Raw genomic sequence first — 23,776 nt, 5'->3', positions numbered from 1 at the left:
CGCTCCGCCTTGCTGCGCGGGCTTGCGGCCATTGATTTGTTGCCATTCTACGCCTCGCCAGCGGCGCCGGGCAGCCCCCGATGTTTTCCGCCATAATGACAGACTGTCTACTCTCCAGCGAAGCCCATCATGAATCCAGGCATGTTGTACGCCTCCCTCGCCTTCCTGTGCTGGGGCTTGTTCCCCCTGTACTTTCACGCCATCGGCGAGATCGCGCCACAGGAAATCCTGGCGCACCGCATGGTCTGGTCGCTCTTGTTCCTCGGTATCGTGCTGACCGTGCGCCGGCAGTGGAGCTGGCTGGGCAGCCTCAAAGCGCAGCCCAGGGTGGTGGCCAGCTTCGTCGCCAGTGCGTTTTTGCTCTCCGCCAACTGGTTCATCTATATCTGGGCCGTCAACAACGGCCACGTGGTCGACGCCAGCCTCGGCTACTTCATTACGCCCCTGATCAACGTCATGCTGGGCTTTTTGCTGCTGCACGAACGCCTGCGCCGCCTGCAGTGGCTGGCCATCGGCCTGGCCGCCTGCGGCGTGGCCTGGCTCACCTGGCAGGCGGGGCAAGTGCCCTGGATCGCCCTGCTGCTGGCGGCCACGTTTGGCGGCTATGGCTTGCTGCGCAAGACGGCCGCGCTGGGCGCGCTGGAAGGCCTGTCGTTTGAAACATTGATTCTGTTCCCTCTGGCGCTGGCCTACATGCTGTGGCTGGGCTGGCATGGCCAGAGCGGCTTCGTCAATACAGATTCCACCGCCACGCGCGCGTTGCTGCTGGCGTCCGGCCCCATCACGGCCATTCCCCTGCTGCTGTTTGCCGCCGGCGCGCGCCGCCTGCCGCTGGCCGTATTGGGCTTGCTGCAATACATCGCCCCCACGGGCCAGCTCCTGATCGGCGTGTGGGTCTTCCACGAATCGTTCACCCAAGAGCGCATGCTGGGCTTCCTCGTCATCTGGACGGCGCTGGGCCTGTACGCGGCCGAGGGGCTGTGGAGCAGCCGCCGCGCGCGCAGCGCCGCCTAGTCTTGCCCTCGCGTCCGTTTCCGCAGCGCGCAGCGCTGGCCGGAAGCGGGCGTTTACCGTATCCTGTCCGTCTTTGTATATCACCCGAGATTTCTAATGGCAAATTACGTCTACACCATGAATCGCGTGGGCAAAATCGTCCCGCCCAAGCGCCAGATTCTGAAAGATATTTCCCTGTCCTTCTTCCCAGGCGCGAAGATCGGCGTGCTGGGCCTGAACGGCTCCGGCAAATCGACCCTGCTGAAAATCATGGCAGGCATCGACACCGACATCCAGGGCGAAGCCGTGCCGATGCCGGGCCTGAACATCGGCTACCTGCCGCAGGAACCGCAGCTGGACCCGGAAAAAACCGTGCGCCAGGAAGTGGAGTCGGGCCTGGGCGAAGTGTTTGAGGCGCAAGCCAAGCTGGAAGCCGTGTACGCCGCGTATGCCGAGGAAGACGCCGATTTCGACGCCCTGGCCACGGAACAGGCACGCCTGGAAGCGATCATTTCGACGTCCGACGGCGGCAATCTGAATCTGCAGCTGGAAATGGCCGCCGACGCGCTGCGCCTGCCGCCATGGGACGCCAAGGTCGGCGTGCTGTCCGGCGGTGAAAAGCGCCGCGTGGCGCTGTGCAAGCTGCTGCTGTCCAAACCCGACATGCTGCTGCTCGACGAACCGACCAACCATCTGGATGCGGAATCGGTCGATTGGCTGGAACAATTCCTGCTGCGCTTCCCCGGCACCGTGGTGGCCATCACCCATGACCGCTACTTCCTCGACAACGCGGCAGAGTGGATCCTGGAACTGGACCGCGGCAGCGGCATTCCATGGAAGGGTAACTACTCGACCTGGCTGGAGCAGAAGCAAGCCCGCCTGAAGCAGGAAGAATCGACGGAATCGGCGCGCCAGAAGGCGCTGCAAAAGGAATTGGAATGGTCGCGCCAGAACCCGAAAGCGCGCCAGGCCAAGTCGAAAGCCCGCCTGGCCCGTTTCAACGAGCTGTCCGAGCACGAATACCAGAAGCGCAACGAAACGCAGGAGATATTCATTCCCGTGGCCGAACGCCTGGGCAATGACGTCATCGAGTTCAAGAACGTGTCGAAAGCGTTCGGCGACCGCCTGCTGATCGACAACCTGAGCTTTACCGTGCCGCCAGGCGCCATCGTCGGCATCATCGGCCCCAACGGCGCCGGTAAGTCGACCCTGTTCAAGATGATCACTGGCAAGGAAACACCGGACAGCGGCGAAGTGGCCATCGGCCAGACGGCGCGCGTCTCCATCGTCGACCAGAACCGCGATAGTCTCGCTGACAACAAGTCCGTGTTCGAGGACGTGTCCGGCGGCGCCGACATGCTGACGGTCGGCCGCTTCGAAATGCCGTCGCGCGCCTACCTGGGCCGCTTCAACTTCAAGGGTTCGGACCAGCAAAAAATGGTGGGCAACCTGTCCGGCGGTGAGCGTGGCCGTCTGCACCTGGCGAAAACCCTCTTGATGGGCGGCAACGTCCTGCTGCTCGATGAACCGTCGAACGATCTGGACGTGGAAACCTTGCGCGCGCTGGAAGACGCCTTGCTGGAATTTGCCGGCAGCGTCATGGTCATTTCCCATGATCGCTGGTTCCTCGACCGTATCGCCACGCACATCCTGGCGTTCGAAGGCAACTCGCAAGTCACCTTCTTTGACGGCAACTATCAGGAATACGAAGCCGACAAGAAGAAACGCCTGGGCGAAGAAGGCGCGAAACCAAAACGTATCCGTTACAAGCCCTTGACCACGTAATTTCGGTCCGGCAATGCAAAAAGGCAGTTACCTCGCGGTAACTGCCTTTTTTTTCAGCACATTTCTAAACCATTAGAAATTGTAGCGTGCGCCTAAAGCAAGGCCAGTAGCCTTGCGGCCCTGGTCGGCGCTCTTGCCGAAGTGTTCCACTTCCGCCGTCAGCGAAACTTTCTCGTTGATCGCGTACTGGGCGCCAACGGAAGCGTACACGCCTGTCTTGTCGTTGCCGCTGATGCCGCTCGACAGGCCCGTGCCGCTCAAGCTGTTCTTGACCTTGGCCACGCCCAGCTTGCCGAATACGCCGACCTTGTCGGTCACGGGCATGGTGGCCTTGCCGGCCAGGTAGTAGCCGTGCGAATCGCTTTTCACGGAACCGTTGCCGGCGCCGGTGACATAGCTGTAATCCTTGCTGCCGAAATCGGCATAGCCGCCCTCGACCGCCCAGGTTTTATCGAAATCGTAACCGGCGAAGATCTTCGCGCCAGCCTTGTAGCCGCTGTGATTATCGGCGCTGGTGGCGCCAGGAATATCGAAGTTATAGCGGTTGCCCGTGACGCCAGCACCCACATAGGCGCCTTCGGCGTGGGCGGCGCTCATGCCGGTGAATGCGGTAACGGACGCGATCATTGCAAACAGGATTTTCTTCTTCATCATGTTCTCTCTCTCAATTAGTGAATGGTGCCTGGATTCGCAGTTCAGCGAAGTGCGATGAGGACACAATAACAGCCGAAAAAAGCTACGTCTTTCTCCATTGCGTAAGAACTGTGACAAGATGTAAGCCGACATTCCAAACTGACAATAACCGTAAAATGCGCACCGTTGAGCGAACTTAAGATAGACTTAAGAACTTTAGCGATTTCAGCCCAGAGGAGAAGTGCATGCACAAACGCCAGTTTCTCGCCGCCGCCATGGCTGGCGCGGCCCTGCCCGCCATCGCCCGCGCGGCGCCTGCCGGCCTGCGCGGTCCTGCCTTGCTGACCATCACGGGCAGCATCGACAAGCCGAACCGGGGTCCGTTCGACGCCGTGCGCGACCAGATGATGCACAAGCAAAAGATCAGTTTTGAGCGGGCGCGGGCCTTCGACTTCGCGGCGCTGGCGAATTTGCCGGCGCGCACCATCCACCCCACCCTGGAATACGATGGCAAGACACACGCCCTGCGCGGGCCGTTGCTGGTCGATGTCTTGAAGGCGGCGGGTGCGCCCGAGGAAGATGCCGTACGGCTAGTGCTGCGCGCCGTGGATGGTTATGCGGCGGCGCTGACCATGGCGCAGGCGCGCACGCAGCGTTTTATCGTCGCCACTCACCTGGACGGGCAGGCGATGGCGCTGGGCGGCCTGGGGCCGCTATGGGCGATCCACGATGCGGACCGCATCGCGGCCGTGGCAGCCCTGCCCCTGACCGAACGTTTCGCCAGCTGCCCATGGGCGCTGTATCACATCGGCGTGGAGGCGGGTTGAAGCGGTTGAGGCAGATTAAGCGTAGGCTTCGGCCATCGACATCACGCGTGGCGTAATAACGATGCCATGCTCCTCGAACAGCGCCGTGATGGCCGCCAGGTTGTGCGTGCACTCCTCGGTTTTCCAGCCCTTGAAGATATCCGTGCCATCCTTCTGGAAATGCAGGTCCAGCACTTTGCCCCCATCCTTGTGCAGGTAGGGCGAACTATAGGTGTTCTCGAAGCCGAGCACCTTCAATTGCCCCAGCAAGGCTGATGGTGGCTGGTCGGGATCGGTGGCGAGGAAAATGCCGAAGGTCTTGCCTGGTGGTTTGGCGGCGATGTCGACCTCGTAGATGCCAGGGGCCTTGCTGACGGACGTACTCTTTAAAAATAACATACAACACTCCCTGCGCGTAATGTCCCGCGCCTGAAACGGGCGGCAAGACAGGGGCGATGCGCAATGATTCCCCTCAACAAATCTTATTGCTTATTTGCATCTTTGTCGACAAATCGGCACTTTTATTTGGTAAGTCGTGGTTATCTTGTCGCGTTCGCCAGCGTAAATTATCAAGAAAGCCAGTTATCATTGCGCCAATACCCGCCCTGCTGCATGCTTTTGGCTTGCATCACGATTGCCTTTGCGCCGGCCATCCCTCGTCTGCATGCGTCTTCTGTCGATCAAGTACCGCCTGCTCATCGTCCTGCCCCTGATCCTGGGCGCGGGTTTCATGGCCACCAGCCAGGCCAAGGAGCAAGGCCGCAACGGCGGGCACGCCGCCTGAGTCATTTCCCGCGCTTGCGTCTGGCCAGATCCTGCGTGGGCGCCACCAGCGCCCGGTATAGCTCGCCCGTGGCGGCATCCCAGCTTTGCACGGCCAGCTGCTGGCGTTGCACGGTGGCCGAATCGCCGCGCGCGATGGGGCCGGACAGCGCCGGCGCGGCGCCCAGGCGAAATACATTGGCCACCGCCTCCGTCACCAGCGGCTGCGCCAGTTCGCGCGCCACCGGCTCGGGAATGCCGGCCGCCTGGTAGGCGCGCAAGGCCGCGTCGAGCACCGTCACCAGATAATTGCTGGCAAACACGGCGGCGGCGTGATACAGGGTCTTGGCGGCCGGATCGATGGGCACGGGGCGCGCGCCGATGGCGTTCAAGGCCGGCGTGAGGAAGGCCAGCGCCAGCGGGTCGCCTTCGACGCCGCAAAACGTGCCGTCAAAGGTGGCGGCCACTTGTGCCGGATCGGCAAAGCTGCGGATCGGGTGGGCGCTGGCGACAGACGCGCCGGCCTGCGTGGCCGCCAGCAGCACGTTCGAGGCCAGCGCGCCGCTGCAGTGAAACACGATGGCGCCCGCTTGCCGTCCTTCGGCCACCAGCGCCGCACAGGCCGGGCCGATCTGGTCGTCGGACACGGCCAGCAGGGTGACGTCGGCATGCCGCAAGGCCGCATAGCTGTCGACGGGCGTGCCGGCGCCGATGAAAGCGACGGCCGCCTGCGCCGAGGCCATCGAGCGCGTGAGCACGTCCTGCACGGCGACGCCTTCCACGCCGGCGAACAGACGGCCCAGCACGCGGCCCACGTGGCCGGCGCCGATGATATTCAAAGTGACATTCATGATGATTTTCTAGAAGCTCGATCCCGGCTGGCGCAGAAATTCCACCTCTTGCGGCGTGGAAGCGCGGCCCAGGATGGCGTTACGGTGCGGGAAACGGCCAAAGCGAGCGATCACTTCCTGGTGCCGCTCGGCGTAGTCGAGCATGCCGTCAAAACCGGGCTGCGCCTGCGACAGCAGCTGGAACAGCTCGACGGCGCGCGCCTGCATGGCCAGGTCTTCCGCATGTTCGAACGGCAAGTAGGCAAAGGCGCGCAGCATCGGCGGCAATTGCCCGTCCTGTCCCGCTTGCGTCAAGGCGATGGCCAGCGCCAGCGCCCGTGCATCACCGGCAAAGGCGCGCGGCGTGCCGCGGTACACATTGCGCGTGAACTGATCGAGCACGATGAGGCGCGCCAGCGCGCCGTGCGGCGTCGCATCCCAGTCGCGCAAGCCGCCGTCGATGGCGGCATCGATCAGCGCGCCAAAACGCTCGCGTATCTGCGCATCAAAGCCGTCATCCTTGCGAAACCATTCCATGCGCGACTGGCCATAGTCAGGGTTATCCGGCGGCAAAAACCAGAAATCGAGTACCGCTTGCGCCTGTGCATCCATGTCCATCCTTTTCAGTTGCGGGCATGCGACAGCTGGAAGCCGGCGATGCCTTCGAAGGCGGCCAGTTCGGCCGACATGGCCGACAGGCTGGCGCCCGTGTTCTTGCCATGCGCGATGGCGACAAAGCGCCATTCCTGCATGCCTTCATTGCTGCCGATGGTCAGCGAGCCGCCGGCGATGTCGTAGCCACGCTTGGCGGCCATGCGCCGCAGCGCATCCTCACGGGGAATAAAGCCTTGCTTGAAGCGCATGGTGATGGCCACCGCGTGGCGCGACGGCAGCCAGTTCTCCAATTTTGACAGAAAAATCATCGCCATCGCGCACAGGAAGGCCAGGCCCATGGCCGACAGATAAAAGCCGATGCCGACCATGATGCCGATCACGGACGAGGCCCAGATCGAGGCGGCCGTCGTCAGGCCGCTGATGTTGAAACCCTCGCGCATGATGACGCCGGCGCCGAGAAACCCCACGCCCGTGACGATGCCCTGGATCACGCGCGTGGGATCGCTGCCGACGATGGCGCCATGGCCGCCGTACCAGAACTCGGGATACCCGCCCAGCACCGTCAGCGCGGCCGAAGCCATGCACACGAGGCTGTAGGTGCGCATGCCGGCAGCGCGCCCGTGATACGAACGCTCGTAGCCCACCAATAAACCCAGCAGCAGCGCGCCCAGCAGGTTCAGCAGGATCACGCCATTCGTCGCCAGCTCGGCCGGCGACCAGTAGGCGCGCAGGAAGTCGATGGTCGGCATTTAATCCTGGGGCTTTTTGGCCAGCTGCTTTTCAAACGCCACGTCGAGCTTGCTGACACGGCGCGCCTTTTGCGGTCCCATGCCATTGACGAAGGCGACAAAGGCGTCCAGTTCCAGCGGCGGGCACAAAGGCGGCAAGCCCGGGCCTTCCGTGAGGAAGAACAGTTCATCGCCCGTGCGCGCCATCGTGTAGAGGCGGTGGCCGGTGCGTTCCTTGAGCCGCTCGATGGCGGAGGTGGCGCGGGTCGAGCGCATCAGATGGCTCCCGTGCGCTGTTCCAGCCACGCCAGCGCAGGCGCATCGGCCGGCGCGGACAACAGCGGCGCCAGGCGCGCGCGCACGGTGGCGTGATAGTCGTTCAGCCAGGCCGCCTCGTCGTCGCGCAAGAGCGAGCGTTCCACGCAGCGCGTGTCGATCGGGCACAGGGTCAAGGTCTCAAAACGTAAAAACTCGCCAAACTGCGTCGTCCCTGCGAGTACGTTCAGTACCAGGTTCTCGATGCGGATGCCCCACTGGCCGGGGCGGTAGATGCCCGGTTCAATGGAGGTGATCATGCCCGCTTCCATGGCCGTCTGCGGCTCCGGCATGGCGGACTGCGAAATCGATTGCGGCCCTTCGTGGACGTTGAGGAAAAAGCCCACGCCGTGGCCCGTGCCGTGGCCAAAGTCGATGCCTTCGGCCCACAGGGGCGCGCGGGCGATGGCGTCAAGCATGGGCGACTTCACGCCGCGCGGGAACTGCGCGCGCGACAGGGCGATCATGCTGCGCAAGACCAGGGTGAAATCGCGTTTGTGCTCGGCCGTGATGGTGCCGACGGGGACCACGCGGGTAATGTCCGTGGTGCCGCCCCAGTACTGGCCGCCCGAGTCGATCAGCAGCAAGCCGTCGCCTTCGATGGTGGCGGCCGAATCCGCATGCGCGTGGTAATGCATGATGGCGCCATGCGCATTGAAGCCGGCGATGGTGCCGAAACTAGGGCTGACAAAACCGGCGCGGCGGGCGCGCGCGGCCGTCAGGTGTTCGTCGACGCCGATTTCCGTCAACGGCGCGCGCTGCGGGTCGGCCAGGGTGGCGTCCAGCCAGCTGAAAAATTCGCACAGGGCGGCGCCATCCTGCTCCATGGCGGCGCGCACGTGCGCCGCTTCGCCGTCCGTCTTGCGCGACTTGGCCAGGGTAGTCGGGTTGATAGCTTCCACCACGCGCACGCCATCGGCCACGGCCTGGCGCGTGCCGAACGTGATGCGGCGCGGGTCGAGCAGCAAGGTGGCGCCGGCCGGCAAGGCGGCCAGTGCGGCGGCTGTGCGGTCATACGCGGCCACGTCCACGCCTTCGCTTTCCAGGGTGGCGCGCAGGGCCATCGGCACCTTGCCGTCGGCAACGAACAGGGTGGCGCGCTCCGGTCCCACCAGCGCATGCGCGAGGAAGACGGGGTTGTAGTGCACGTCGGCGCCGCGCAAGTTGAACAGATACGCGATATCGTCGAGCGTGGAAATGACGTGGTGGCTGGCGCCGTGGGCGGCCATGCCGGCGCGCAGGGCCGCCAGTTTCTGCGTGCGCGACAGCGATGGATACGCGGGCGCATGTTCATATACGGGCGCGGCCGGCATGACCGGGCGATCGGGCCACACGGCTTGCAGCACGTCGATGTCCGTGCGCAGGGTCACTTGCGCGCCCAGCGCCTGCTGCAGCAAACGCGCATTGGCCAGGCCCAGCACGGCGCCATCGACGGCCACCGTCTGCCCCGGCTGCATGGTCTCGCCCAGCCAGTCGATATACAGCACGCTGGCGCCGGACGGGATTTTTTTCAGGACGATGCCGCTGCCGGCCAGTTCCTCTTCCGCCTGTTCCCAGTAACGGCCATCGGTCCACACGCCGGCGACATCCTGCGTCACGACCAGGGTACCGACGGAACCCGTAAAGCCCGACAGCCATTCGCGGCCCTGCCAGCGGGCCGGCAGGTACTCGGACAAGTGCGGATCGGCCGAGGGCACGATCAGGGCATCGATCTGCTGCGCGCGCATGGCGGCGCGCAGCAAGGTCAAACGGGAGGCGGGATTACTGTGAACGGATGTCTGCATGGCGGCGAAAAGGTGCTGTGCTGGGAAGCGCTCATGATACTCCGATTGCCGGCAATGCAGTACTCACGCAGCCCAGGATCAGGATGCGGCTCGTCTTCAATGCTGGAGCAGCTGGCCGGCGAGGCCGACGATTTTTTCCAGCAGCGCCTCATCGTGCGGCAGCCACGGCACGGCGCCCAGCTTGCTCCCCTTCGCTGCCACCTCGCTCGCCACCTCGGCACCGTCCAGCGTGACCCTGCCGGTGGTCAGGTGAATCGCATGCCTGCCGACCATCAGGTGGCGCGCTTCGAGCGCCATGCGCCCGTCCTCGATCTGCTCCGCGAATACCTGTTCCAGCACCGTGCGCCGCATGCCCGCCATCGGCCCCGGCGCCAGATTGGCCAGGTAAAACAGGCGCTCTGCGCGCTGCACGCTGTGCTCTTCTTCCAGCAGCGCCAGGGCGCTGGCGCTGACCAGGAGGTCCACCGCGCGGCACGCTTCCGAATACGCCACCGGCGCCATCGGCATCATCTGCGCGGGCGCCAGCCCGTTGGATGTGCAGGCGCCGCCCGCGCCTGGATAGACGTGTCCCCCGAGGCGCAGCAATACGCGCCAGGCGCCGAACTGGCGCGACAAGCCTTCATCATAATCGAGCCGCCAGCCTTCGCGGCGGGCCAGTCCCAGCAAGGTAGGCAGCGACAACTGGTAGCCGGCAAATGGGGCGCCGCCGTCGCCGGGCGGTGCATATATTTCACGATACGCCTGGCGCAGCGGCTGGCGCACGCGCCGCCGCGCGAGCAGCGCCTGCCAGGCGGCGCGCTGCTCCCCGCTGCCGTGCAGGGGATGCCACAGGCCGATGTCGCCTTGCTCAGGCAAATCCACTGACTGCCCCTGCGCACCGATGGCGCCCTCGCCATCGAGCATAAAGGCCAGCCCATCGCCCGTGCGCCAGACCAGCGCGCGCGCCACCGTCTCGATATCGGCATCGTCGCGCAAGGCGCGCCATTGGTCCAGGCCAAACCACACTTCGCTGGCGTAGCCCGCTTCCAGGCGGCGCGCCAGCATGGCCTGGCGCCGCTTGCCCATGGGGCCGGGCATGCCGATCCTCCAGGCGATATCGGGCCGTTCGGCCAGCGCCCGTTCGGCCGGTTTCAGATTGCGTTCCAGCTTCTTGCGGATGCCCGCATGGCGCACCTGCGCCAGCGCCGTGCGCAGGGCCAGCAGGCTTTCCGGCGTGGGGATGGTTTCCACCGCATGGCCCAATGCCATCGCCAGCGACTGCGACGGCGCGCTTTTTGCCGCGCCGGGCGCCACGCAGGCCAAAGGCAGCAAGACGGCGATCACGGGACGGAACCATGCATCATCGCGGTAGGCGGCCACCCGCGCGGCGCGCGCCAGCACGGGAGAATCTGCCGTGGCAAAGGCGGCATCGGCCGCATACGGCACGCTGCCATCGTGGATGGCGGCGATATGACGCACCGCCTGTTCCAGTATCGCCCGCGCAAAATCGACATACGCCGCATCGTCGGCCAGCACGGCGGCGGGATCCGCCTCGCCGATACTGTTGCGGTTCCAGAAGCTGCTATGGGGCGAACCGGCCAGCGCCAGCAGGGACGCTTGCGCCAGCTGCGGCAGCAGTGCCAATTCCTGCAAGGTCAGTGGCATCGGATAACGGGCGTGGCGCTCCTCCATCAGCTGCGCAAATTGCGCAGGGGCGTCGCCGCCAGCAAGGTGCGCCAGCAGCCAGGCCTGGTAGGGCCGTTCGGCCCAGCCCGAGGTTTCGCCGAGAATGCGCCGCGCCTGCGCCGCCGTGCCTGCCGGCGCCTCGCCCTGCAGGCAGGCCAGGCAGCCGATGACATACTCCCACTCCAGGTTGTAATCAGCGGCCGCGTCGAGCGCGTCGAGGAACATGGCGCCGGCCAGCAACGGCGCCAGTCCGGCCCCAGTCACCTGTTCCAGCAGCGTGTGCGCCAGATTAAACCGCGCAACATCATCATGGCCGAAGCGCGCCGCGCGGTGCAGCGCCCCCCAGACGGCGCCCAGTTCTTCAGGCGTCCAGTCGATGAAATCGACGGGCGGCCCCGTGAAACGCGCATGGTCGACGGCAGTACCCTCGAGGCGAGCCCGCAGCGCTGCGGCGCGGCTGGAGATTTCAGTCTGCATCATCGGCCTCGTAGCGGCGCAAGCCTTCCAGGTCCAGCACGCGGATGCCGCCGTAATCGAGGCGCAATAGCCCCTTTTTTTCCAGCACCTGCAAGGCCTGGTTGGCGCGCTGGCGCGAAGAACCGGACAACAAGCCGATTTCCTCCTGCGACAGCTGCACCAGGGTTTCCACGCCCGGGTACAAATGCGAATTGAACATCGAGGCCAGGCAGCGCGCCACGCGCGTGTTCAGGTCCAGCAGGCGCTCGTTTTCCACCATGCCGATGAACTGGCCCAGGCGCTCGTTGAGCTGCATCAGCAAAAAGCGCGTAAACGGCAGGCTCGTTTCCAGCAGCCAGTGGAAGGTGGCGCCGGGCAGGCGCGCCACGCGCGTGTCGCGCAGGGCCATGGTGTCGTATTTACGGATCTCGTTCTTCAGCAATGAACCTTCGCCGAACCAGCTGCCGGGCGGCACGCCGATGAAGGTCATGGCCTTGCCGGAAGCGGAAAAATTATTCATCTTGACCATGCCGCTGATGACGCCGATCCAGTTGTCCACCGGCTCGCCCTTGCGGCAGACAAAGCCGCCTTTCGGCACGAAGGTTTCAAACACATCCGCTTCGACCCGGGCCAGTTGAACGGGGTCGAGCAGCTGTGCCCAGTGGGCCGCGCGCACGGCATCCTTGAGGCTGATATCAGGGTAGGTCATTGTGCGATGCACCATCGAAAAGTGGGTAAATGTCCCCGAAAAGACAACTTGGCAAACTAACGCAGGCTACTATCATTGCACAAACGCCTGACACATAAAAAACACAGAGCGCCATCCAACGAGGTGGGGCCTGAGACAAGCAACAGGGAGACACTGGTGCAAACGAATACCACAGCAGCAATGCCGACTTTTCCGCGGCGCTTATTGCAACACGGGACAGTACGATCCGACAAGCCCGCCTTTCGCGAAAAACACCTGGGCATCTGGCAAACCTGGACCTGGTCCCAGGTCAACGAGGAAGTGCGCGCGCTGGCCTGCGGCCTGGCCGCCATCGGCTTCCAGCGCGGCATGAACCTGGCCATCATCGGCGACAACCGTCCCCGTCTGTACTGGGCCATGCTGGCGGCGCAAAGCCTGGGTGGCGTGCCCGTGCCACTGTACCAGGACGCGCCGGCCGCCGACATGGCCTACGTGCTGCAGGATGCGGAAATCCGCTACGCCATCGTCGAAGACCAGGAGCAGGTCGACAAGCTGCTCGAACTCAAGGCCCTGTATCCGCACGTCGCCCACATCGCTTATGACGATGAACGGGGCATGCGCCATTACCGCCAGCCGGAGCTGACGTCATTTGCCGCCCTGCAGACACTGGGCCGGGCCTATGACCGCGAGCATCCGGGCTTTTTCGACTCCGCCGTGGCAGCGGGCCAAGGCAGCGACTCCGCCGTGATCCTGTACACCTCGGGCACCACGGGCAAGCCGAAAGGCGTGTGCCAGAGCCATACGGCACTGCTGGCAGCCGGCGAAGGCGGCGTGGCCTTCGACAAGCTCACCGACAAGGAAGACATCCTGTCCTACCTGCCCATGGCGTGGGTCGGCGATTGCCTGTTCTCGCTGGCGCAAGCCATGGTGGCGGGCTTCACCGTCAACTGCCCCGAATCGGGTGACACGGTGATGATCGACATGCGCGAAATCGGCCCCACCTGCTACTTTGCGCCGCCGCGCGTGTTCGAGAACATGCTCACCAGCGTGATGATACGCATGGAAGACGCAAGCAGCATCAAGCGCCACATGTTTAGCCATTTCATGGACGTGGCCAAGCGCTGCGGCGCGCAGATTTTGGATGGCAAGCCAGTCTCGCTGGCGGACCGTCTCAGCTACAAGCTGGGCGAGCTGCTCGTCTACGGCCCCTTGAAAAACGTGCTGGGACTGTCGCGCGTGCGCGTCGCCTACACGGCCGGCGCCGCCATCGGCCCCGACCTGTTCCGCTTCTACCGCTCGATCGGCGTCAACCTCAAGCAGCTGTACGGCTCGACCGAAACCTGCGCCTATGTGTGTCTGCAACCGGACGGCAATATCAAGTTCGACAGCGTCGGCTTGCCGGCGCCGGGCGTGGAAGTCAAGCTGGCGGCCAATGGCGAAGTACTGGTCAAGTCGCCCGCCACCATGAGCGGCTACTTCAAGCGTCCCGACGCCACCGCCGAAGTGATCGACAACGACGGCTATTTCCATACGGGCGACGCGGGTGTGTTCGACAGCGAAGGGCATCTGAAAATCATCGACCGCGCGGCCGACGTGGGCAAGATGAATTGCGGCGCCATCTTCGCGCCCAACTACATCGAAAACAAGCTCAAGTTCTTCCCCTTCATCAAGGAAGTGGTGGCCTTCGGCCATGCGCGCGACCAGGTGTGCGCCTTCATCAACATCGACATCGAAGCGGTGGGCAACTGGTCCGAGCGGCGCGGCATCGCCTATGCCGGCTACACGGACCTGGCGGCGCGCGCCGAGACCTATGGCTTGATCCGCGACTGCATCGAACAAGTCAACGCGGAACTGGCAACCGATCCGCTGATGGACCGCACGCAGGTACACCGCTTCTTGGTGCTGCACAAGGAACTCGACCCGGACGACGACGAACTGACGCGCACGCGCAAGGTGCGCCGCAAATTCATCGCCGAAAAATACGCGGTGCTCATTTCCGCCCTGTACGAGGGCAAGGCAACGCAATACATCGAGACCCAGGTGAAATTCGAGGATGGCCGTACCGGTTCGACCAGCGCCGACCTGCAGATCTGGGACAGCAAAACGTATCGGCCCCAGGGCCTGGCCGCATGATGGAGCACAGCACGATGCAAATGAACGAACCCGACGCCCATTTCGGCACGGCCCGCAAGACGGGTCCCGTGATCCTCGACCTGAAGAACATCTCGCTGTCGTTTGGCGGCGTGAAAGCGCTGACCGACATCTCGTTCGACGTGAAACAGCATGAAATCCGCGCCATCATCGGCCCGAACGGCGCGGGCAAGAGCTCGATGCTCAACGTGATCAATGGCGTGTACCGCCCGCAGCAGGGCGAAATCATTTATCGGGGCGAACACCGGCGCGGCATGGATTGCTACGCGGCCGCCAAATCCGGCATCGCGCGCACCTTCCAGAACATCGCCCTGTTCAAGGGCATGACGGTGCTCGACAACATCATGACGGGCCGGAACCTCAAAATGAAGTCGAATTTCCTGCTGCAGGCCCTGTACTGGGGACCGGCGCGGCGCGAGGAAATCGAGCACCGCAAGAAGGCCGAAGAGATCATCGACTTCCTGGAAATCCAGGCCATCCGCAAGACGCCCGTGGGGCGTTTGCCTTACGGTCTGCAAAAGCGGGTGGAGCTGGGCCGCGCACTGGTGGCCGAACCCGAGATTTTGCTGCTGGACGAACCGATGGCCGGCATGAACGTGGAAGAAAAGCAGGACATGTGCCGCTTCATCCTCGACGTCAACGATCAGCTGGGCACGACCATCGTGCTGATCGAACACGACATGGGCGTGGTGATGGATATCTCGGACAGGGTGGTGGTGCTCGACTACGGCAAGAAGATCGGCGACGGCACGCCCGACGAGGTGCGCAGCAACCAGGATGTCATCAACGCCTATCTCGGCGTGGCGCACTAGACGAGGAATAGCAATGAATATCAATTTTTTCTTTGAAGTGCTGATCGGCGGCCTGCTGTCGGGCGTCATGTACGCGCTGGTGGCGATCGGCTTCGTGCTGATCTACAAGGCTTCGGGTGTGTTCAACTTCGCGCAGGGAGCGATGGTGTTTTTCGCCGCCCTCACGTGCGTCGGCATCATGGACAAGTTCGGCCTGTCGCTGTGGCTGGCCATCCCGCTGACGATGCTCACCATGATCGTGCTGGGCATGGCGATTGAAAGGGTCGTCTTGCGCCCGCTCGTCAACCAGCCGGAAATCACGCTGTTCATGGCCACCATCGGCCTGACCTTTTTCATCGAAGGCCTGGCGCAGCTGATGTGGGGCTCGCAGGTGCACAAGCTGGACCTGCCCATCGAAGACGTGCCAATGCAGTTTTTGATGGACCGCTTCGACATCAACATCTCGCAGTTCGACCTGATGGCGGCCGGCATCTGCGCGCTGCTGGTGATCTGCCTGGCCTTGCTGTTCTCGAAAACCAAGGTGGGCCGCGCCCTGCGCGCCGTCGCCGACGACCACCAGGCAGCGCTGGCGGTCGGCATCCCGCTGCAGCGCATCTGGGCCGTGGTGTGGGGCGTGGCGGGCCTGGTGGCCATGGTGGCCGGCTTGCTGTGGGGTGCGCGCAACGGGGTGCAGTTCGCCCTCACCTTCATCGCCCTGAAAGCGCTGCCGGTGCTGATCCTGGGCGGCTTTACATCGGTGCCAGGCGCCATCGTCGGTGGCCTGATCATCGGCGCGTCCGAAAAACTGGCTGAAGTCTACCTCGGCCCAATGGTGGGCGGCGGCATCGAAGGCTGGTTCCCGTATGTGCTGGCCCTGCTGTTCCTGCTGGTGCGCCCGGAAGGACTGTTCGGCGAGAAGATCATCCGGCGAATATAAGGCCCCAAGAGCATCGTAGGTCGGATTAGCCGAAGGCGTAATCCGACAAACACCCCAACAGCCAGCAAAGGACCACCCCATGATTTACCGTGAAGCAGGACAATTCAAGACCAGCTACCAGGCTGACAACCAGATTTTCCCGATCCGGCAAGACCGCCTGGCGCTGACGGCCACGCTCCTTATCGCCGTCTTCCTCCTGCCGTATGTCGCCTCGCCCTACATGCTGTCGGCGATCCTGATTCCCTTCCTGATCTTCGCCCTGGCGGCGCTGGGCCTGAACATCCTGACCGGCTACGCGGGCCAGCTGTCGCTGGGCACGGCCGCCTTCATGGCCGTGGGCGCCTTTGCCTCGTATAACTTCATGGCCCGCCTGCCGGGATTGCCGCTGCTGGTGTCCTTCATCCTCGGCGGCCTGTGTGCGGCCATGGTGGGCATCGCCTTCGGCCTGCCTTCCTTGCGCATCCGCGGCTTTTACCTGGCCGCTTCCACGCTGGCGACGCAGTTTTTTGTGGTCTGGTGCCTGACCAAGATTCCGTATCTGACCAACTACAGTTCCTCGGGCGTCATCACGGTGCAGAAGATGACCATCCTCGGCTACCAGTTCGACACGCCGCAAAGCAAATACCTGCTGGTGCTGGCGATTGTCGCCGGCATGGCCCTGCTGGCCAAGAACATGATCCGCTCGAACGTGGGCCGCTCGTGGATGGCCGTGCGCGACATGGACATGGCGGCCGAGGTGATCGGTTTCAGATTGATGCGCACCAAGCTGCTGGCGTTTGCCGTCAGCTCGTTCTACTGCGGCGTGGCCGGTGCCCTGTATGCGTATGCCTACCTGGGCACGGTGGAGCCGGAAGCGTACAACCTGGACCTGTCCTTCCGCATCCTGTTCATGATCATCATCGGCGGCGTCGGTTCGATTTTGGGTTCCTTCCTCGGCGCGGCCTTCATCGTGCTGCTGCCCGTCTTCCTGAACACCATCGCGCACGGCCTGTCGCTGCCGACCAGCGTGGCCTCGAACCTGGAACTGATGGTGTTCGGCGCGCTGATCATTTTCTTCCTGATCGTCGAGCCGCACGGCCTGGCCAGGCTGTGGCAGATCGCCAAGGAAAAATTGAGACTCTGGCCCTTCCCCCATTAAGTTTTTGCAGTCGATGTCGGTTCACTTGAATACCAAATAAAACAAGAGGAGACACACAATGAAACACATCAAATCGCTCATGCTGGCCACCGCCATCGCCAGTGCCGCACTCACCATGGCCGGCAGCGCCCAGGCCCAGGACAAGGAACAGTACATCGCCCTGCCGTCCTACCGCGTGGGTCCGTACGCGGCCGGCGGCTCCGGTTTCTACGGCGGCATCATCGATTACTTCAACCTGGTCAACCAGGCCGGCGGCGTCAACGGCGTGAAAATCAGCTGGGAAGAATGCGAAACGGAATACAACCCGTCGCGCGGCGTCGAATGCTATGAACGCCTGAAAACCAAGCAGGGCGGCGCCACCCTGGTCGAAACCCTGTCCACCGGCGTCGCCTACGGCATCCTCGACCGCGTGGCGCAAGACAAGATTCCCATGACGATGATCGGCTACGGCCGCTCGGACGCCGCCAACGGCAAGGTCTTCCCGTATGTGTATCCGCTGATCTCCAGCTACTGGAGCCAGGCCGCCGGCATGATCAAGTACCTGGGCGACAAGGATGGCGGCATGGACAAGCTGAAAGGCAAAAAGATCGTCCACCTGTACCACGATTCGGCCTTTGGCAAGGAGCCGCTGCCCGTGCTCGAAGCGCTGTCGAAACAGTACGGCTTCGAGCTGGTCAAGATCCCGGTCGCGCCGCCCGGCAGCGAACAGCAATCGCAATGGCTGCAAATCCGCCAGGCCAAGCCGGACCACGTGATCCTGTGGGGCTGGGGCGTGATGAATTCCGTTGCCATCAAGACGGCGCAGCGCAACGGCTTCCCGCGCGACAAAATGCTGGGCGTCTGGTGGGCCGGTTCCGAGGAAGACACGATTCCATCGGGCGAAGCGGCCAAGGGCTACACGGCGATGACCTTCAATACGCCAGGCAACTACCCGGTGCTCGACGACATCCGCAAGAAACTCTACGCGTCCGGCAAGGGCAACCTGTCCGACCAGTCGCGCATCGGCTCCGTCTACCACATGCGCGGCGTGACGGCCGGCATCCTGTGGGTGGAAGCGATACGCGCGGCGCAGGAAAAATTCGGCAAGGGCAAACCGATCACGGGCGAGCAGATGCGCTGGGGCCTGGAAAACCTGAACGTCGACGATGCGCGCCAGAAGGCCGTCGGCGCGCTGGGCATGTTCCCCACCGTGAAAACCAGCTGCGACGACCATGAAGGCTCGGGCGCCGTGAAAGTGCAGCAGTGGGATGGCAAGAAGTGGACCGCCATCACGCCGAAATGGATCGTCGGCGACAAGGCCCTGGTGCGCAAGCTGGTCGAGGAATCGTCGGGCAAGTACGCCGAAGAGAAAAAGATCACGCCGGCGTGCATGAAGTAAGCGGCTTTCGGGGTGGTGTCGGATTACGCGCGTTGCGCTAATCCGACCTACCTGGATACGACGTAGGTCGGATTAGGCCGCAGGCCGTAATCCGACAAGCACCACCACCTATGAAAACGAAGCAGCCATGAACCATACTGCCACTGAAATACCGCCGCCCTACCTGTCGGTGAACAATATCGAAGTCATCTACGACCACGTGATCCTGGTCCTGAAGGGCGTGTCGCTGCAGGTCCCGCAGGGCAAGATCGTGGCGCTGCTGGGCGCCAACGGCGCCGGCAAGTCGACCACCCTGAAAACCATCTCGACCCTGCTGCGCGGCGAACGGGGCGACGTCACCAAGGGCGAAGTTCAGTTCAAGGGCGAGCGCGTGGATCAATTGACGCCGAATGAACTGGTCAAGCGGGGCCTGTCGCAAGTGATGGAAGGGCGTCACTGCTTCGGCCACCTCACGATCGAGGAAAACCTCTTGACGGGCGCCTACACGCGCAGCCTGTCGCGCGGCGAACTGAAAGACGCGCTGGACAAGGTGTATCACTATTTTCCGCGTCTGAAAACGCGGCGCAGCAGCCAGGCCGGCTACACCTCGGGCGGCGAGCAGCAGATGTGCGCCATCGGCCGCGCGCTGATGGCCAAGCCGTCGATGATTTTACTGGACGAACCGTCGATGGGCATCGCGCCGCAGATCGTCGAAGAGATCTTCGGCATCGTCAAGGATTTGAACCACAAGGAAAACGTCTCTTTCCTGCTGGCCGAGCAGAACACCAATGTGGCCCTGCGCTACGCCGACTTCGGCTACATCCTGGAAAACGGCAGAGTCGTGATGGAAGGGCAAGCGCAGGAACTGGCCAGCAACGAAGACGTCAAAGAGTTTTACCTGGGCGTCTCCAGCGCCGGGCGCAAGAGCTTCCGCGACATGAAGTTCTACCGCCGCCGCAAGCGCTGGCTGGCCTGACGCAGAAAGCAAGTCATGGACCTGGAACGGGCGAAGCAAGTGTGCCGCGGCTTTCCCGGCGCGACAGAAGACATCAAATGGAGCAACGTGCTGGCGTTTTGCGTCGGTGGCCGCCTGTTCGCCCTGTGCGGCGCGGAAGCGCACAGCACGCGCGGCATGAGCTTCAAGGTTGATGCGGAACGCTTCCTGGAATTGACGGACCGCCCCGGCTTTCGCCCGGCGCCCTACCTGGCGCGGGCCAAATGGGTGCTGGTCGCCAGTCCCGACGCCCTGGACGACGACGAAATGGCCGCCCTGCTGCACCGCTCATACAGCCTGATTGTGGCGGGGCTGACGAAAAAAATGCAACGTGACATTGGAGAATCAGCAACATGACCGATACGCTCGACAGTCTGGAAGCACGCGCCCCCGAAGCGCGCGAACGCGAATTGATGGCCGGCCTGCCGCAGCTGATCGCGCGCGCGCAACAGGCGCCGGGCTGGGCCCGCATCCTCGACGGCGTCGACGCGGCCAGCATCACCAGCCGCGCCGCGCTGGCGCAGCTGCCCGTGACGCGCAAGTCCGACCTCAAGCAGTTGCAGCACGACGCGCTGCCGTTCGGCGGCTTGAACACGACGCCAAAAAACGCCCTGTCGCGCGTGTTCGTCTCGCCCGGCCCCATCTTTGATCCGGAAGGCCGCGGCCCCGACTGGTGGCGCTTCGCGCGCCCCATGTATGCGGCCGGCGTGCGCGCCGGCGGCTTGCTGCAGAACTGCTTTTCGTATCACTTCACGCCGGCCGCCTTCATGGTCGAAGGGGGCGCCGCGCGCATCGGCTGCACCGTCATCCCGGCCGGCATCGGGCAGACGGAAATGCAGGTGCAGGCGATGGCCGACCTGAAGCCCGACACGTACATCGGCACGCCGTCATTTTTAAAACTGATCATCGAGAAGGCGCGCGAAATGGGCGCCGACATCAGCAGCGTCACCAAGGCCGTGATGGGCGCGGAAGCCTTGCCCGAGTCCTTGCGCAGCTGGTTTGCCGAAAACGGCGTGCCGCACGTGTTCCAGACCTATGCCTCCGCCGATATCGGCAGCATCGCCTATGAAACGGCCAGCAATGGCAAGCTCAATCCGGGCATGGTCGTCGATGAAAACGTGCTGCTGGAAATCGTCCATCCGGGCAGCGGTATTCCCGTCGCGCCGGGCGAGGTGGGCGAAGTCGTCGTCACCGTCTTCAATGCCGACTACCCGCTGATCCGCTTCGCCACGGGCGATCTGTCCGCCGTGTTGATGGACGCGCCGGATTCGCCGTGCGGCCGCACGAATACGCGCATCAAGGGCTGGATGGGGCGCGCCGATCAAACCACCAAGGTGCGCGCCATGTTCGTGCATCCGTCGCAGGTGCATGAAATCGCGCGCCGCCACCCGCAAATCAAGAAGGCGCGGCTGGTGGTGTCGGGGCGCATGGCCAACGACGAGATGGCTTTGCATTGCGAAGTCGACGATCCGACGGACGCCAGCAGCGTGGAAGCCATCATCGGCTCGATCCGCGAACTGACCAAGCTGCGTGGCGACGTGCTGCTGGTGGCCGTGGGCAGCCTGGCGCAGGACGGAAAAATAATCGACGACATGCGCGATTACAAATAAGGCCGATTTGCGGGATAATACCCGCATTCATCATCAGCCCCATTCATCGCCATGCAAGAGTCCATGCAAGAATTTCATCACAATCGTGCCCGTGACCTGATCAAGAACGCGGAACTGCTGTTCGACCAAGACGCCGTGCAAGCGTCGATCACGCGCATGGCCGATGTGCTCAACACGCGCTTCAACGCCGAGGACTCGAAAGAGTTCCCGCTGGTGCTGGGCGTGATGGGCGGCGCCGTCGTATTTACGGGCAACCTGCTGCCACAGCTGAGCTTTCCGCTCGAATTCGACTACATCCACGTGAGCCGCTACGGCGACGACGACAAGGGCGGCGAAGTGGTGTGGAAAGTCATCCCCCGCTCGAATGTATCGGGCCGCACCGTCATCGTGCTCGACGATATTCTCGACGAAGGCGAAACCCTGGCGCACGTCAAGCAGCGCTTGCTGGACATGGGCGCCTCGGAAGTGATCCTGGCCGTGTTCGCCGACAAGGCCATCGGCAAGAAAAAGCCGGTGCAAGCCGACATCGTCGGCCTGGTGATCCCGAACCGCTTCGTCGTCGGCTTCGGCATGGATGCGTATGGCTACTGGCGCAACCTGCCAGGGCTGTGGGCCATCAAGCCTGAGGATTTGAAGCAGGAGTGATTGTGGTGTTGTCGGATTACGGCCTTTGGCCTAATCCGACCTACCAAATCCATGGTCGTAGGTCGGATTAGCGCAGCGTAATCCGACACCACCACCACCATCGCAACAACGATTACAGCTTCAACCGCGCGCGCGCCGCATCGTATTCGGCTTTCAGGCGCGCCACCATCTCTTCCACGCTCGGCACGTCGTCCATCAAGCCCACGCCCTGGCCTGCGCCCCAGATGTCGCGCCAGGCCTTGGCGCTGCCGGAACCGAAATTCATCGCGCTCTTGTCCGCTTCGGGCAAGGCTTCCGGATCGAGTCCGGCCGCTTCGATCGATTTTTTCAGGTAGTTACCGTGCACGCCCGTAAACAGGTTGGTGTAGACGATGTCCGCGGCGCTGGAATCGACAATGGCGTCGCGGTAACCATCGCTGACGTTCGATTCCTTGGTTGCCAGCCAGCGCGAGCCGATGTAGGCAAAGTCGGCGCCCATCGCTTGCGCGGCCAGCACGGCGTCGCCCGTGGCAATCGAGCCCGACAGCGCCAGCGGACCGTCGAAAAATTTGCGCACTTCGCCCACCAGCGCGAACGGCGACAGGGTGCCCGCGTGGCCGCCGGCGCCGCTGGCCACCAGGATCAAGCCATCGACACCGGCTTCCAGCGCCTTTTTCGCGTGGCGGATCGAGATCACGTCATGCAGTACGATGCCGCCATAGCTGTGGATGGCGTCGAGCATTTCCTTGGGCGGCGCGCGCAGCGAGGAAATGATGATGGGGATCCGGTGTTTCACGCACACTTCCACGTCATGTGCGAGGCGGTCGTTCGACTGGTGCACGATCTGGTTGACGGCGATCGGTCCCACTTTCTTGTCCGGATTGGCGGCCTGGAAGGCGGCCAGTTCGGCCTGCAGCTCCGTGAGCCACGTGTCGAGCAATTCGGCGGGACGCGCATTTAAGGCCGGGAAGGAACCGACGATGCCGGCCTTGCACTGCGCCGCGACGAGGGCCGGGCCGCTGGCGATGAACATCGGCGAAGCGATAACGGGTAAGGAGAGGTTTTGCAACGCAACAGGCAATGCCATGGCGGACTCGCTGGAAAGTTGATCGGACGTGAAAGACACACTGAAGGTTGATTATAGTGCAGAAAAAGTACGATCGTGCTGAATTTATCGCCTGGCCGTTTCAGCCTTCGTTGAGCAAGTACTCACCCTCGACCCGTGCCGCCGTGGCCCTCACCAGTTGCGACACGGCCCACTCGGCCAGCGCGGCCGCTTCCTGGCGCAGGAAGCGCCGGTTGGCCTCTTCGAAGATGGGCATGCCGCGCAGCAGGGCCGGTATGGCGGCGAGGGCGATGCGCTGGCGTTCCAGCAGCAGGAATTTCAGCAGCACTTTCACGGCGTTCTGCGCATTGCGCACGGGGTCGGACGCCAGGTAATCGAGGCGAGACCAGGCACGCTGCAGGGCGCCGGCGGCATCCGTGAAGGGCCGCCCGTGGCCGGGGATCACCACGCGCACGTCCAGGCCGGCGATCAGGTCCAGGGTGGCGCGCGCCTCAGCAAAACCCGAGCCGCCATCGAGTTCCGGGAAGATCACGCCAAAGCCGTTTTCCCACAGGGCGTCGGCGGAGATCAGGATGCCCTCGTCGGCGCAGTAAAAAATCAGCGAGTGCGGATCGTGGCCGGGCGCGCCCAGCGCTTGCCAGCGCATGCCGGCCAAGATCAACATGTCGCCGGGCGAGACGGTGGCGTCAAAACCGAAGCGAGGGCATTGCTGGCCCGTGGCCTGAAAACTCAGGGCGTCGACGTCCCAGGCGCGCACCTTATCCGCTTCCGACACGGGAATGGCCGTATGGCAGCCGTATTCCTCTTGCAGCAGCGCGTTGCCGCCGCAATGGTCGGAGTGCAGATGGGTGTTGAGCAGGCGGTCCAGGGGACGGCCATCGAGACTGTGGCGCAGCAGGGCCAGGGTTTGCGGCGCATGCGTGACATAGCCGCTGTCGATCAGCGCCGTGTCGTCCCGGCCCTGGAACAGGATGTTATTCGACGACAGCCAGCCGCGTTCGAACACCTGCATGGCATCGGGGAACAGCGCTGGCGATCGCGGCATGGC

Annotated in this window: 23 protein-coding genes; 12 read left to right on the top strand and 11 right to left on the bottom strand. The window is 63.5% G+C overall.

Annotation, left to right across the window (positions count from 1 at the left end; genetic code table 11):
- The first annotated feature begins 129 nt into the window (after window positions 1–129).
- Entirely contained in the window at window positions 130–1,014 is an 885-nt protein-coding gene (rarD, locus tag HWE17_RS04065; RefSeq protein ID WP_176387890.1) for an EamA family transporter RarD, read from the top strand.
- Window positions 1,015–1,110: 96 nt separating this feature from the next.
- Window positions 1,111–2,778: an energy-dependent translational throttle protein EttA gene (gene ettA / locus HWE17_RS04060; RefSeq protein ID WP_035823572.1), complete on the top strand. Its 1,668-nt coding sequence runs from the start codon at window positions 1,111–1,113 to the stop codon at window positions 2,776–2,778.
- 72 nt (window positions 2,779–2,850) lie between these two features.
- On the opposite strand, the gene HWE17_RS04055 is transcribed toward ettA, so the two are convergent.
- On the bottom strand, window positions 2,851–3,432 hold the full coding sequence (locus HWE17_RS04055; protein WP_035823570.1) for a porin family protein: 582 nt from the start codon (window positions 3,430–3,432) through the stop codon (window positions 2,851–2,853).
- Between the two features lie 224 nt (window positions 3,433–3,656).
- Between HWE17_RS04055 and HWE17_RS04050 the strand changes: the two genes are divergently transcribed.
- Window positions 3,657–4,238, top strand: a complete 582-nt coding sequence (locus HWE17_RS04050; RefSeq protein ID WP_176387889.1) for a molybdopterin-dependent oxidoreductase — start codon at window positions 3,657–3,659, stop codon at window positions 4,236–4,238.
- 15 nt (window positions 4,239–4,253) lie between these two features.
- Here the strand turns inward: HWE17_RS04050 and HWE17_RS04045 are convergent, their stop codons facing one another.
- The 8 genes from HWE17_RS04045 to HWE17_RS04010 all read right to left on the bottom strand — a co-directional run bounded on the left by HWE17_RS04045 (window position 4,254) and on the right by HWE17_RS04010 (window position 12,081).
- A complete protein-coding gene (locus HWE17_RS04045; protein WP_035823566.1) occupies window positions 4,254–4,616 on the bottom strand; it encodes a hypothetical protein in 363 nt (120 codons plus the stop codon).
- 386 nt (window positions 4,617–5,002) lie between these two features.
- Entirely contained in the window at window positions 5,003–5,830 is an 828-nt protein-coding gene (locus tag HWE17_RS04040; protein WP_176387888.1) for a Rossmann-like and DUF2520 domain-containing protein, read from the bottom strand.
- A 9-nt stretch (window positions 5,831–5,839) separates the two neighbouring features.
- Window positions 5,840–6,427, bottom strand: a complete 588-nt coding sequence (locus tag HWE17_RS04035) for a DUF924 family protein (RefSeq protein ID WP_176387887.1) — start codon at window positions 6,425–6,427, stop codon at window positions 5,840–5,842.
- A gap of 5 nt (window positions 6,428–6,432) precedes the next feature.
- A complete protein-coding gene (locus tag HWE17_RS04030; RefSeq protein WP_034752834.1) occupies window positions 6,433–7,173 on the bottom strand; it encodes an MgtC/SapB family protein in 741 nt (246 codons plus the stop codon).
- Window positions 7,174–7,428 carry a hypothetical protein gene (locus HWE17_RS04025; RefSeq protein WP_176387886.1) on the bottom strand — a complete coding sequence of 85 codons (255 nt, stop codon included), beginning with the start codon at window positions 7,426–7,428 and terminating at the stop codon, window positions 7,174–7,176.
- Window positions 7,428–9,251, bottom strand: coding sequence for an aminopeptidase P family protein (locus HWE17_RS04020; RefSeq protein WP_176387885.1), 1,824 nt, complete (start codon window positions 9,249–9,251; stop codon window positions 7,428–7,430). The genes HWE17_RS04025 and HWE17_RS04020 overlap by 1 nt, the downstream gene beginning before the upstream one ends.
- A gap of 96 nt (window positions 9,252–9,347) precedes the next feature.
- Window positions 9,348–11,396 carry a DUF4132 domain-containing protein gene (locus HWE17_RS04015; RefSeq protein ID WP_176387884.1) on the bottom strand — a complete coding sequence of 683 codons (2,049 nt, stop codon included), beginning with the start codon at window positions 11,394–11,396 and terminating at the stop codon, window positions 9,348–9,350.
- Window positions 11,383–12,081: a Crp/Fnr family transcriptional regulator gene (locus tag HWE17_RS04010; protein WP_099401140.1), complete on the bottom strand. Its 699-nt coding sequence runs from the start codon at window positions 12,079–12,081 to the stop codon at window positions 11,383–11,385. Before HWE17_RS04010 ends, HWE17_RS04015 begins: the two co-directional genes overlap by 14 nt.
- A gap of 180 nt (window positions 12,082–12,261) precedes the next feature.
- On the opposite strand from HWE17_RS04010, the gene HWE17_RS04005 reads away from it, so the two are divergent.
- The 9 genes from HWE17_RS04005 (at window position 12,262) to HWE17_RS03965 (ending at window position 21,683) form a co-directional block, all read left to right on the top strand.
- Complete coding sequence (locus HWE17_RS04005; RefSeq protein WP_176387883.1) at window positions 12,262–14,193, top strand: AMP-binding protein; 1,932 nt, start codon at window positions 12,262–12,264, stop codon at window positions 14,191–14,193.
- Between the two features lie 14 nt (window positions 14,194–14,207).
- A complete protein-coding gene (locus HWE17_RS04000; RefSeq protein ID WP_029496076.1) occupies window positions 14,208–15,023 on the top strand; it encodes an ABC transporter ATP-binding protein in 816 nt (271 codons plus the stop codon).
- A 19-nt stretch (window positions 15,024–15,042) separates the two neighbouring features.
- Window positions 15,043–15,939 (top strand): branched-chain amino acid ABC transporter permease, encoded by an 897-nt coding sequence (locus HWE17_RS03995; RefSeq protein ID WP_198521486.1) that lies wholly within the window; start codon window positions 15,043–15,045, stop codon window positions 15,937–15,939.
- Window positions 15,940–16,018: 79 nt separating this feature from the next.
- The gene (locus HWE17_RS03990) at window positions 16,019–17,077 is read left to right on the top strand and encodes a branched-chain amino acid ABC transporter permease (protein ID WP_176387882.1); all 1,059 of its coding nucleotides are present in this window, start codon (window positions 16,019–16,021) and stop codon (window positions 17,075–17,077) included.
- Between the two features lie 58 nt (window positions 17,078–17,135).
- Complete coding sequence (locus tag HWE17_RS03985; protein ID WP_099401138.1) at window positions 17,136–18,455, top strand: ABC transporter substrate-binding protein; 1,320 nt, start codon at window positions 17,136–17,138, stop codon at window positions 18,453–18,455.
- A 127-nt stretch (window positions 18,456–18,582) separates the two neighbouring features.
- Window positions 18,583–19,410, top strand: coding sequence for an ABC transporter ATP-binding protein (locus HWE17_RS03980; protein ID WP_051959260.1), 828 nt, complete (start codon window positions 18,583–18,585; stop codon window positions 19,408–19,410).
- A 15-nt stretch (window positions 19,411–19,425) separates the two neighbouring features.
- Window positions 19,426–19,785, top strand: coding sequence for an MmcQ/YjbR family DNA-binding protein (locus tag HWE17_RS03975; RefSeq protein ID WP_176387881.1), 360 nt, complete (start codon window positions 19,426–19,428; stop codon window positions 19,783–19,785).
- Window positions 19,782–21,038, top strand: coding sequence for a phenylacetate--CoA ligase family protein (locus HWE17_RS03970; RefSeq protein WP_176387880.1), 1,257 nt, complete (start codon window positions 19,782–19,784; stop codon window positions 21,036–21,038). Before HWE17_RS03975 ends, HWE17_RS03970 begins: the two co-directional genes overlap by 4 nt.
- 63 nt (window positions 21,039–21,101) lie before the next feature.
- Window positions 21,102–21,683 (top strand): hypoxanthine-guanine phosphoribosyltransferase, encoded by a 582-nt coding sequence (locus HWE17_RS03965; protein ID WP_092798849.1) that lies wholly within the window; start codon window positions 21,102–21,104, stop codon window positions 21,681–21,683.
- 112 nt (window positions 21,684–21,795) lie between these two features.
- Here the strand turns inward: HWE17_RS03965 and HWE17_RS03960 are convergent, their stop codons facing one another.
- Both HWE17_RS03960 and HWE17_RS03955 read right to left on the bottom strand, forming a co-directional pair.
- Window positions 21,796–22,749 (bottom strand): nitronate monooxygenase family protein, encoded by a 954-nt coding sequence (locus HWE17_RS03960; RefSeq protein ID WP_035823538.1) that lies wholly within the window; start codon window positions 22,747–22,749, stop codon window positions 21,796–21,798.
- A 100-nt stretch (window positions 22,750–22,849) separates the two neighbouring features.
- Window positions 22,850–23,773 carry an MBL fold metallo-hydrolase gene (locus tag HWE17_RS03955; RefSeq protein ID WP_176387879.1) on the bottom strand — a complete coding sequence of 308 codons (924 nt, stop codon included), beginning with the start codon at window positions 23,771–23,773 and terminating at the stop codon, window positions 22,850–22,852.
- Window positions 23,774–23,776 lie beyond the last annotated feature (3 nt).

It is taken from the genome of Janthinobacterium sp. BJB401 (assembly GCF_013372745.1).
Lineage (GTDB): Bacteria > Pseudomonadota > Gammaproteobacteria > Burkholderiales > Burkholderiaceae_D > Janthinobacterium > Janthinobacterium rivuli.
The sequence above is the reverse complement of the archived record's forward strand: the minus strand, read 5'-3'. Positions and strand labels throughout refer to the sequence as shown.

Excerpts from the sequence above, each read along its gene's own strand:
- rarD (WP_176387890.1), top strand. The coding sequence starts at position 130 with ATGAATCCAGGCATGTTGTACGCCTCCCTCGCCTTCCTGTGCTGGGGC.
- ettA (WP_035823572.1), top strand. The coding sequence starts at position 1,111 with ATGGCAAATTACGTCTACACCATGAATCGCGTGGGCAAAATCGTCCCG.
- HWE17_RS04055 (WP_035823570.1), bottom strand. The coding sequence starts at position 3,432 with ATGATGAAGAAGAAAATCCTGTTTGCAATGATCGCGTCCGTTACCGCA.
- HWE17_RS04050 (WP_176387889.1), top strand. The coding sequence starts at position 3,657 with ATGCACAAACGCCAGTTTCTCGCCGCCGCCATGGCTGGCGCGGCCCTG.
- HWE17_RS04045 (WP_035823566.1), bottom strand. The coding sequence starts at position 4,616 with ATGTTATTTTTAAAGAGTACGTCCGTCAGCAAGGCCCCTGGCATCTAC.
- HWE17_RS04040 (WP_176387888.1), bottom strand. The coding sequence starts at position 5,830 with ATGAATGTCACTTTGAATATCATCGGCGCCGGCCACGTGGGCCGCGTG.
- HWE17_RS04035 (WP_176387887.1), bottom strand. The coding sequence starts at position 6,427 with ATGGACATGGATGCACAGGCGCAAGCGGTACTCGATTTCTGGTTTTTG.
- HWE17_RS04030 (WP_034752834.1), bottom strand. The coding sequence starts at position 7,173 with ATGCCGACCATCGACTTCCTGCGCGCCTACTGGTCGCCGGCCGAGCTG.
- HWE17_RS04025 (WP_176387886.1), bottom strand. The coding sequence starts at position 7,428 with ATGCGCTCGACCCGCGCCACCTCCGCCATCGAGCGGCTCAAGGAACGC.
- HWE17_RS04020 (WP_176387885.1), bottom strand. The coding sequence starts at position 9,251 with ATGCAGACATCCGTTCACAGTAATCCCGCCTCCCGTTTGACCTTGCTG.
- HWE17_RS04015 (WP_176387884.1), bottom strand. The coding sequence starts at position 11,396 with ATGATGCAGACTGAAATCTCCAGCCGCGCCGCAGCGCTGCGGGCTCGC.
- HWE17_RS04010 (WP_099401140.1), bottom strand. The coding sequence starts at position 12,081 with ATGACCTACCCTGATATCAGCCTCAAGGATGCCGTGCGCGCGGCCCAC.
- HWE17_RS04005 (WP_176387883.1), top strand. The coding sequence starts at position 12,262 with ATGCCGACTTTTCCGCGGCGCTTATTGCAACACGGGACAGTACGATCC.
- HWE17_RS04000 (WP_029496076.1), top strand. The coding sequence starts at position 14,208 with ATGCAAATGAACGAACCCGACGCCCATTTCGGCACGGCCCGCAAGACG.
- HWE17_RS03990 (WP_176387882.1), top strand. The coding sequence starts at position 16,019 with ATGATTTACCGTGAAGCAGGACAATTCAAGACCAGCTACCAGGCTGAC.
- HWE17_RS03985 (WP_099401138.1), top strand. The coding sequence starts at position 17,136 with ATGAAACACATCAAATCGCTCATGCTGGCCACCGCCATCGCCAGTGCC.
- HWE17_RS03980 (WP_051959260.1), top strand. The coding sequence starts at position 18,583 with ATGAACCATACTGCCACTGAAATACCGCCGCCCTACCTGTCGGTGAAC.
- HWE17_RS03975 (WP_176387881.1), top strand. The coding sequence starts at position 19,426 with ATGGACCTGGAACGGGCGAAGCAAGTGTGCCGCGGCTTTCCCGGCGCG.
- HWE17_RS03970 (WP_176387880.1), top strand. The coding sequence starts at position 19,782 with ATGACCGATACGCTCGACAGTCTGGAAGCACGCGCCCCCGAAGCGCGC.
- HWE17_RS03965 (WP_092798849.1), top strand. The coding sequence starts at position 21,102 with ATGCAAGAATTTCATCACAATCGTGCCCGTGACCTGATCAAGAACGCG.
- HWE17_RS03960 (WP_035823538.1), bottom strand. The coding sequence starts at position 22,749 with ATGGCATTGCCTGTTGCGTTGCAAAACCTCTCCTTACCCGTTATCGCT.
- HWE17_RS03955 (WP_176387879.1), bottom strand. The coding sequence starts at position 23,773 with ATGCCGCGATCGCCAGCGCTGTTCCCCGATGCCATGCAGGTGTTCGAA.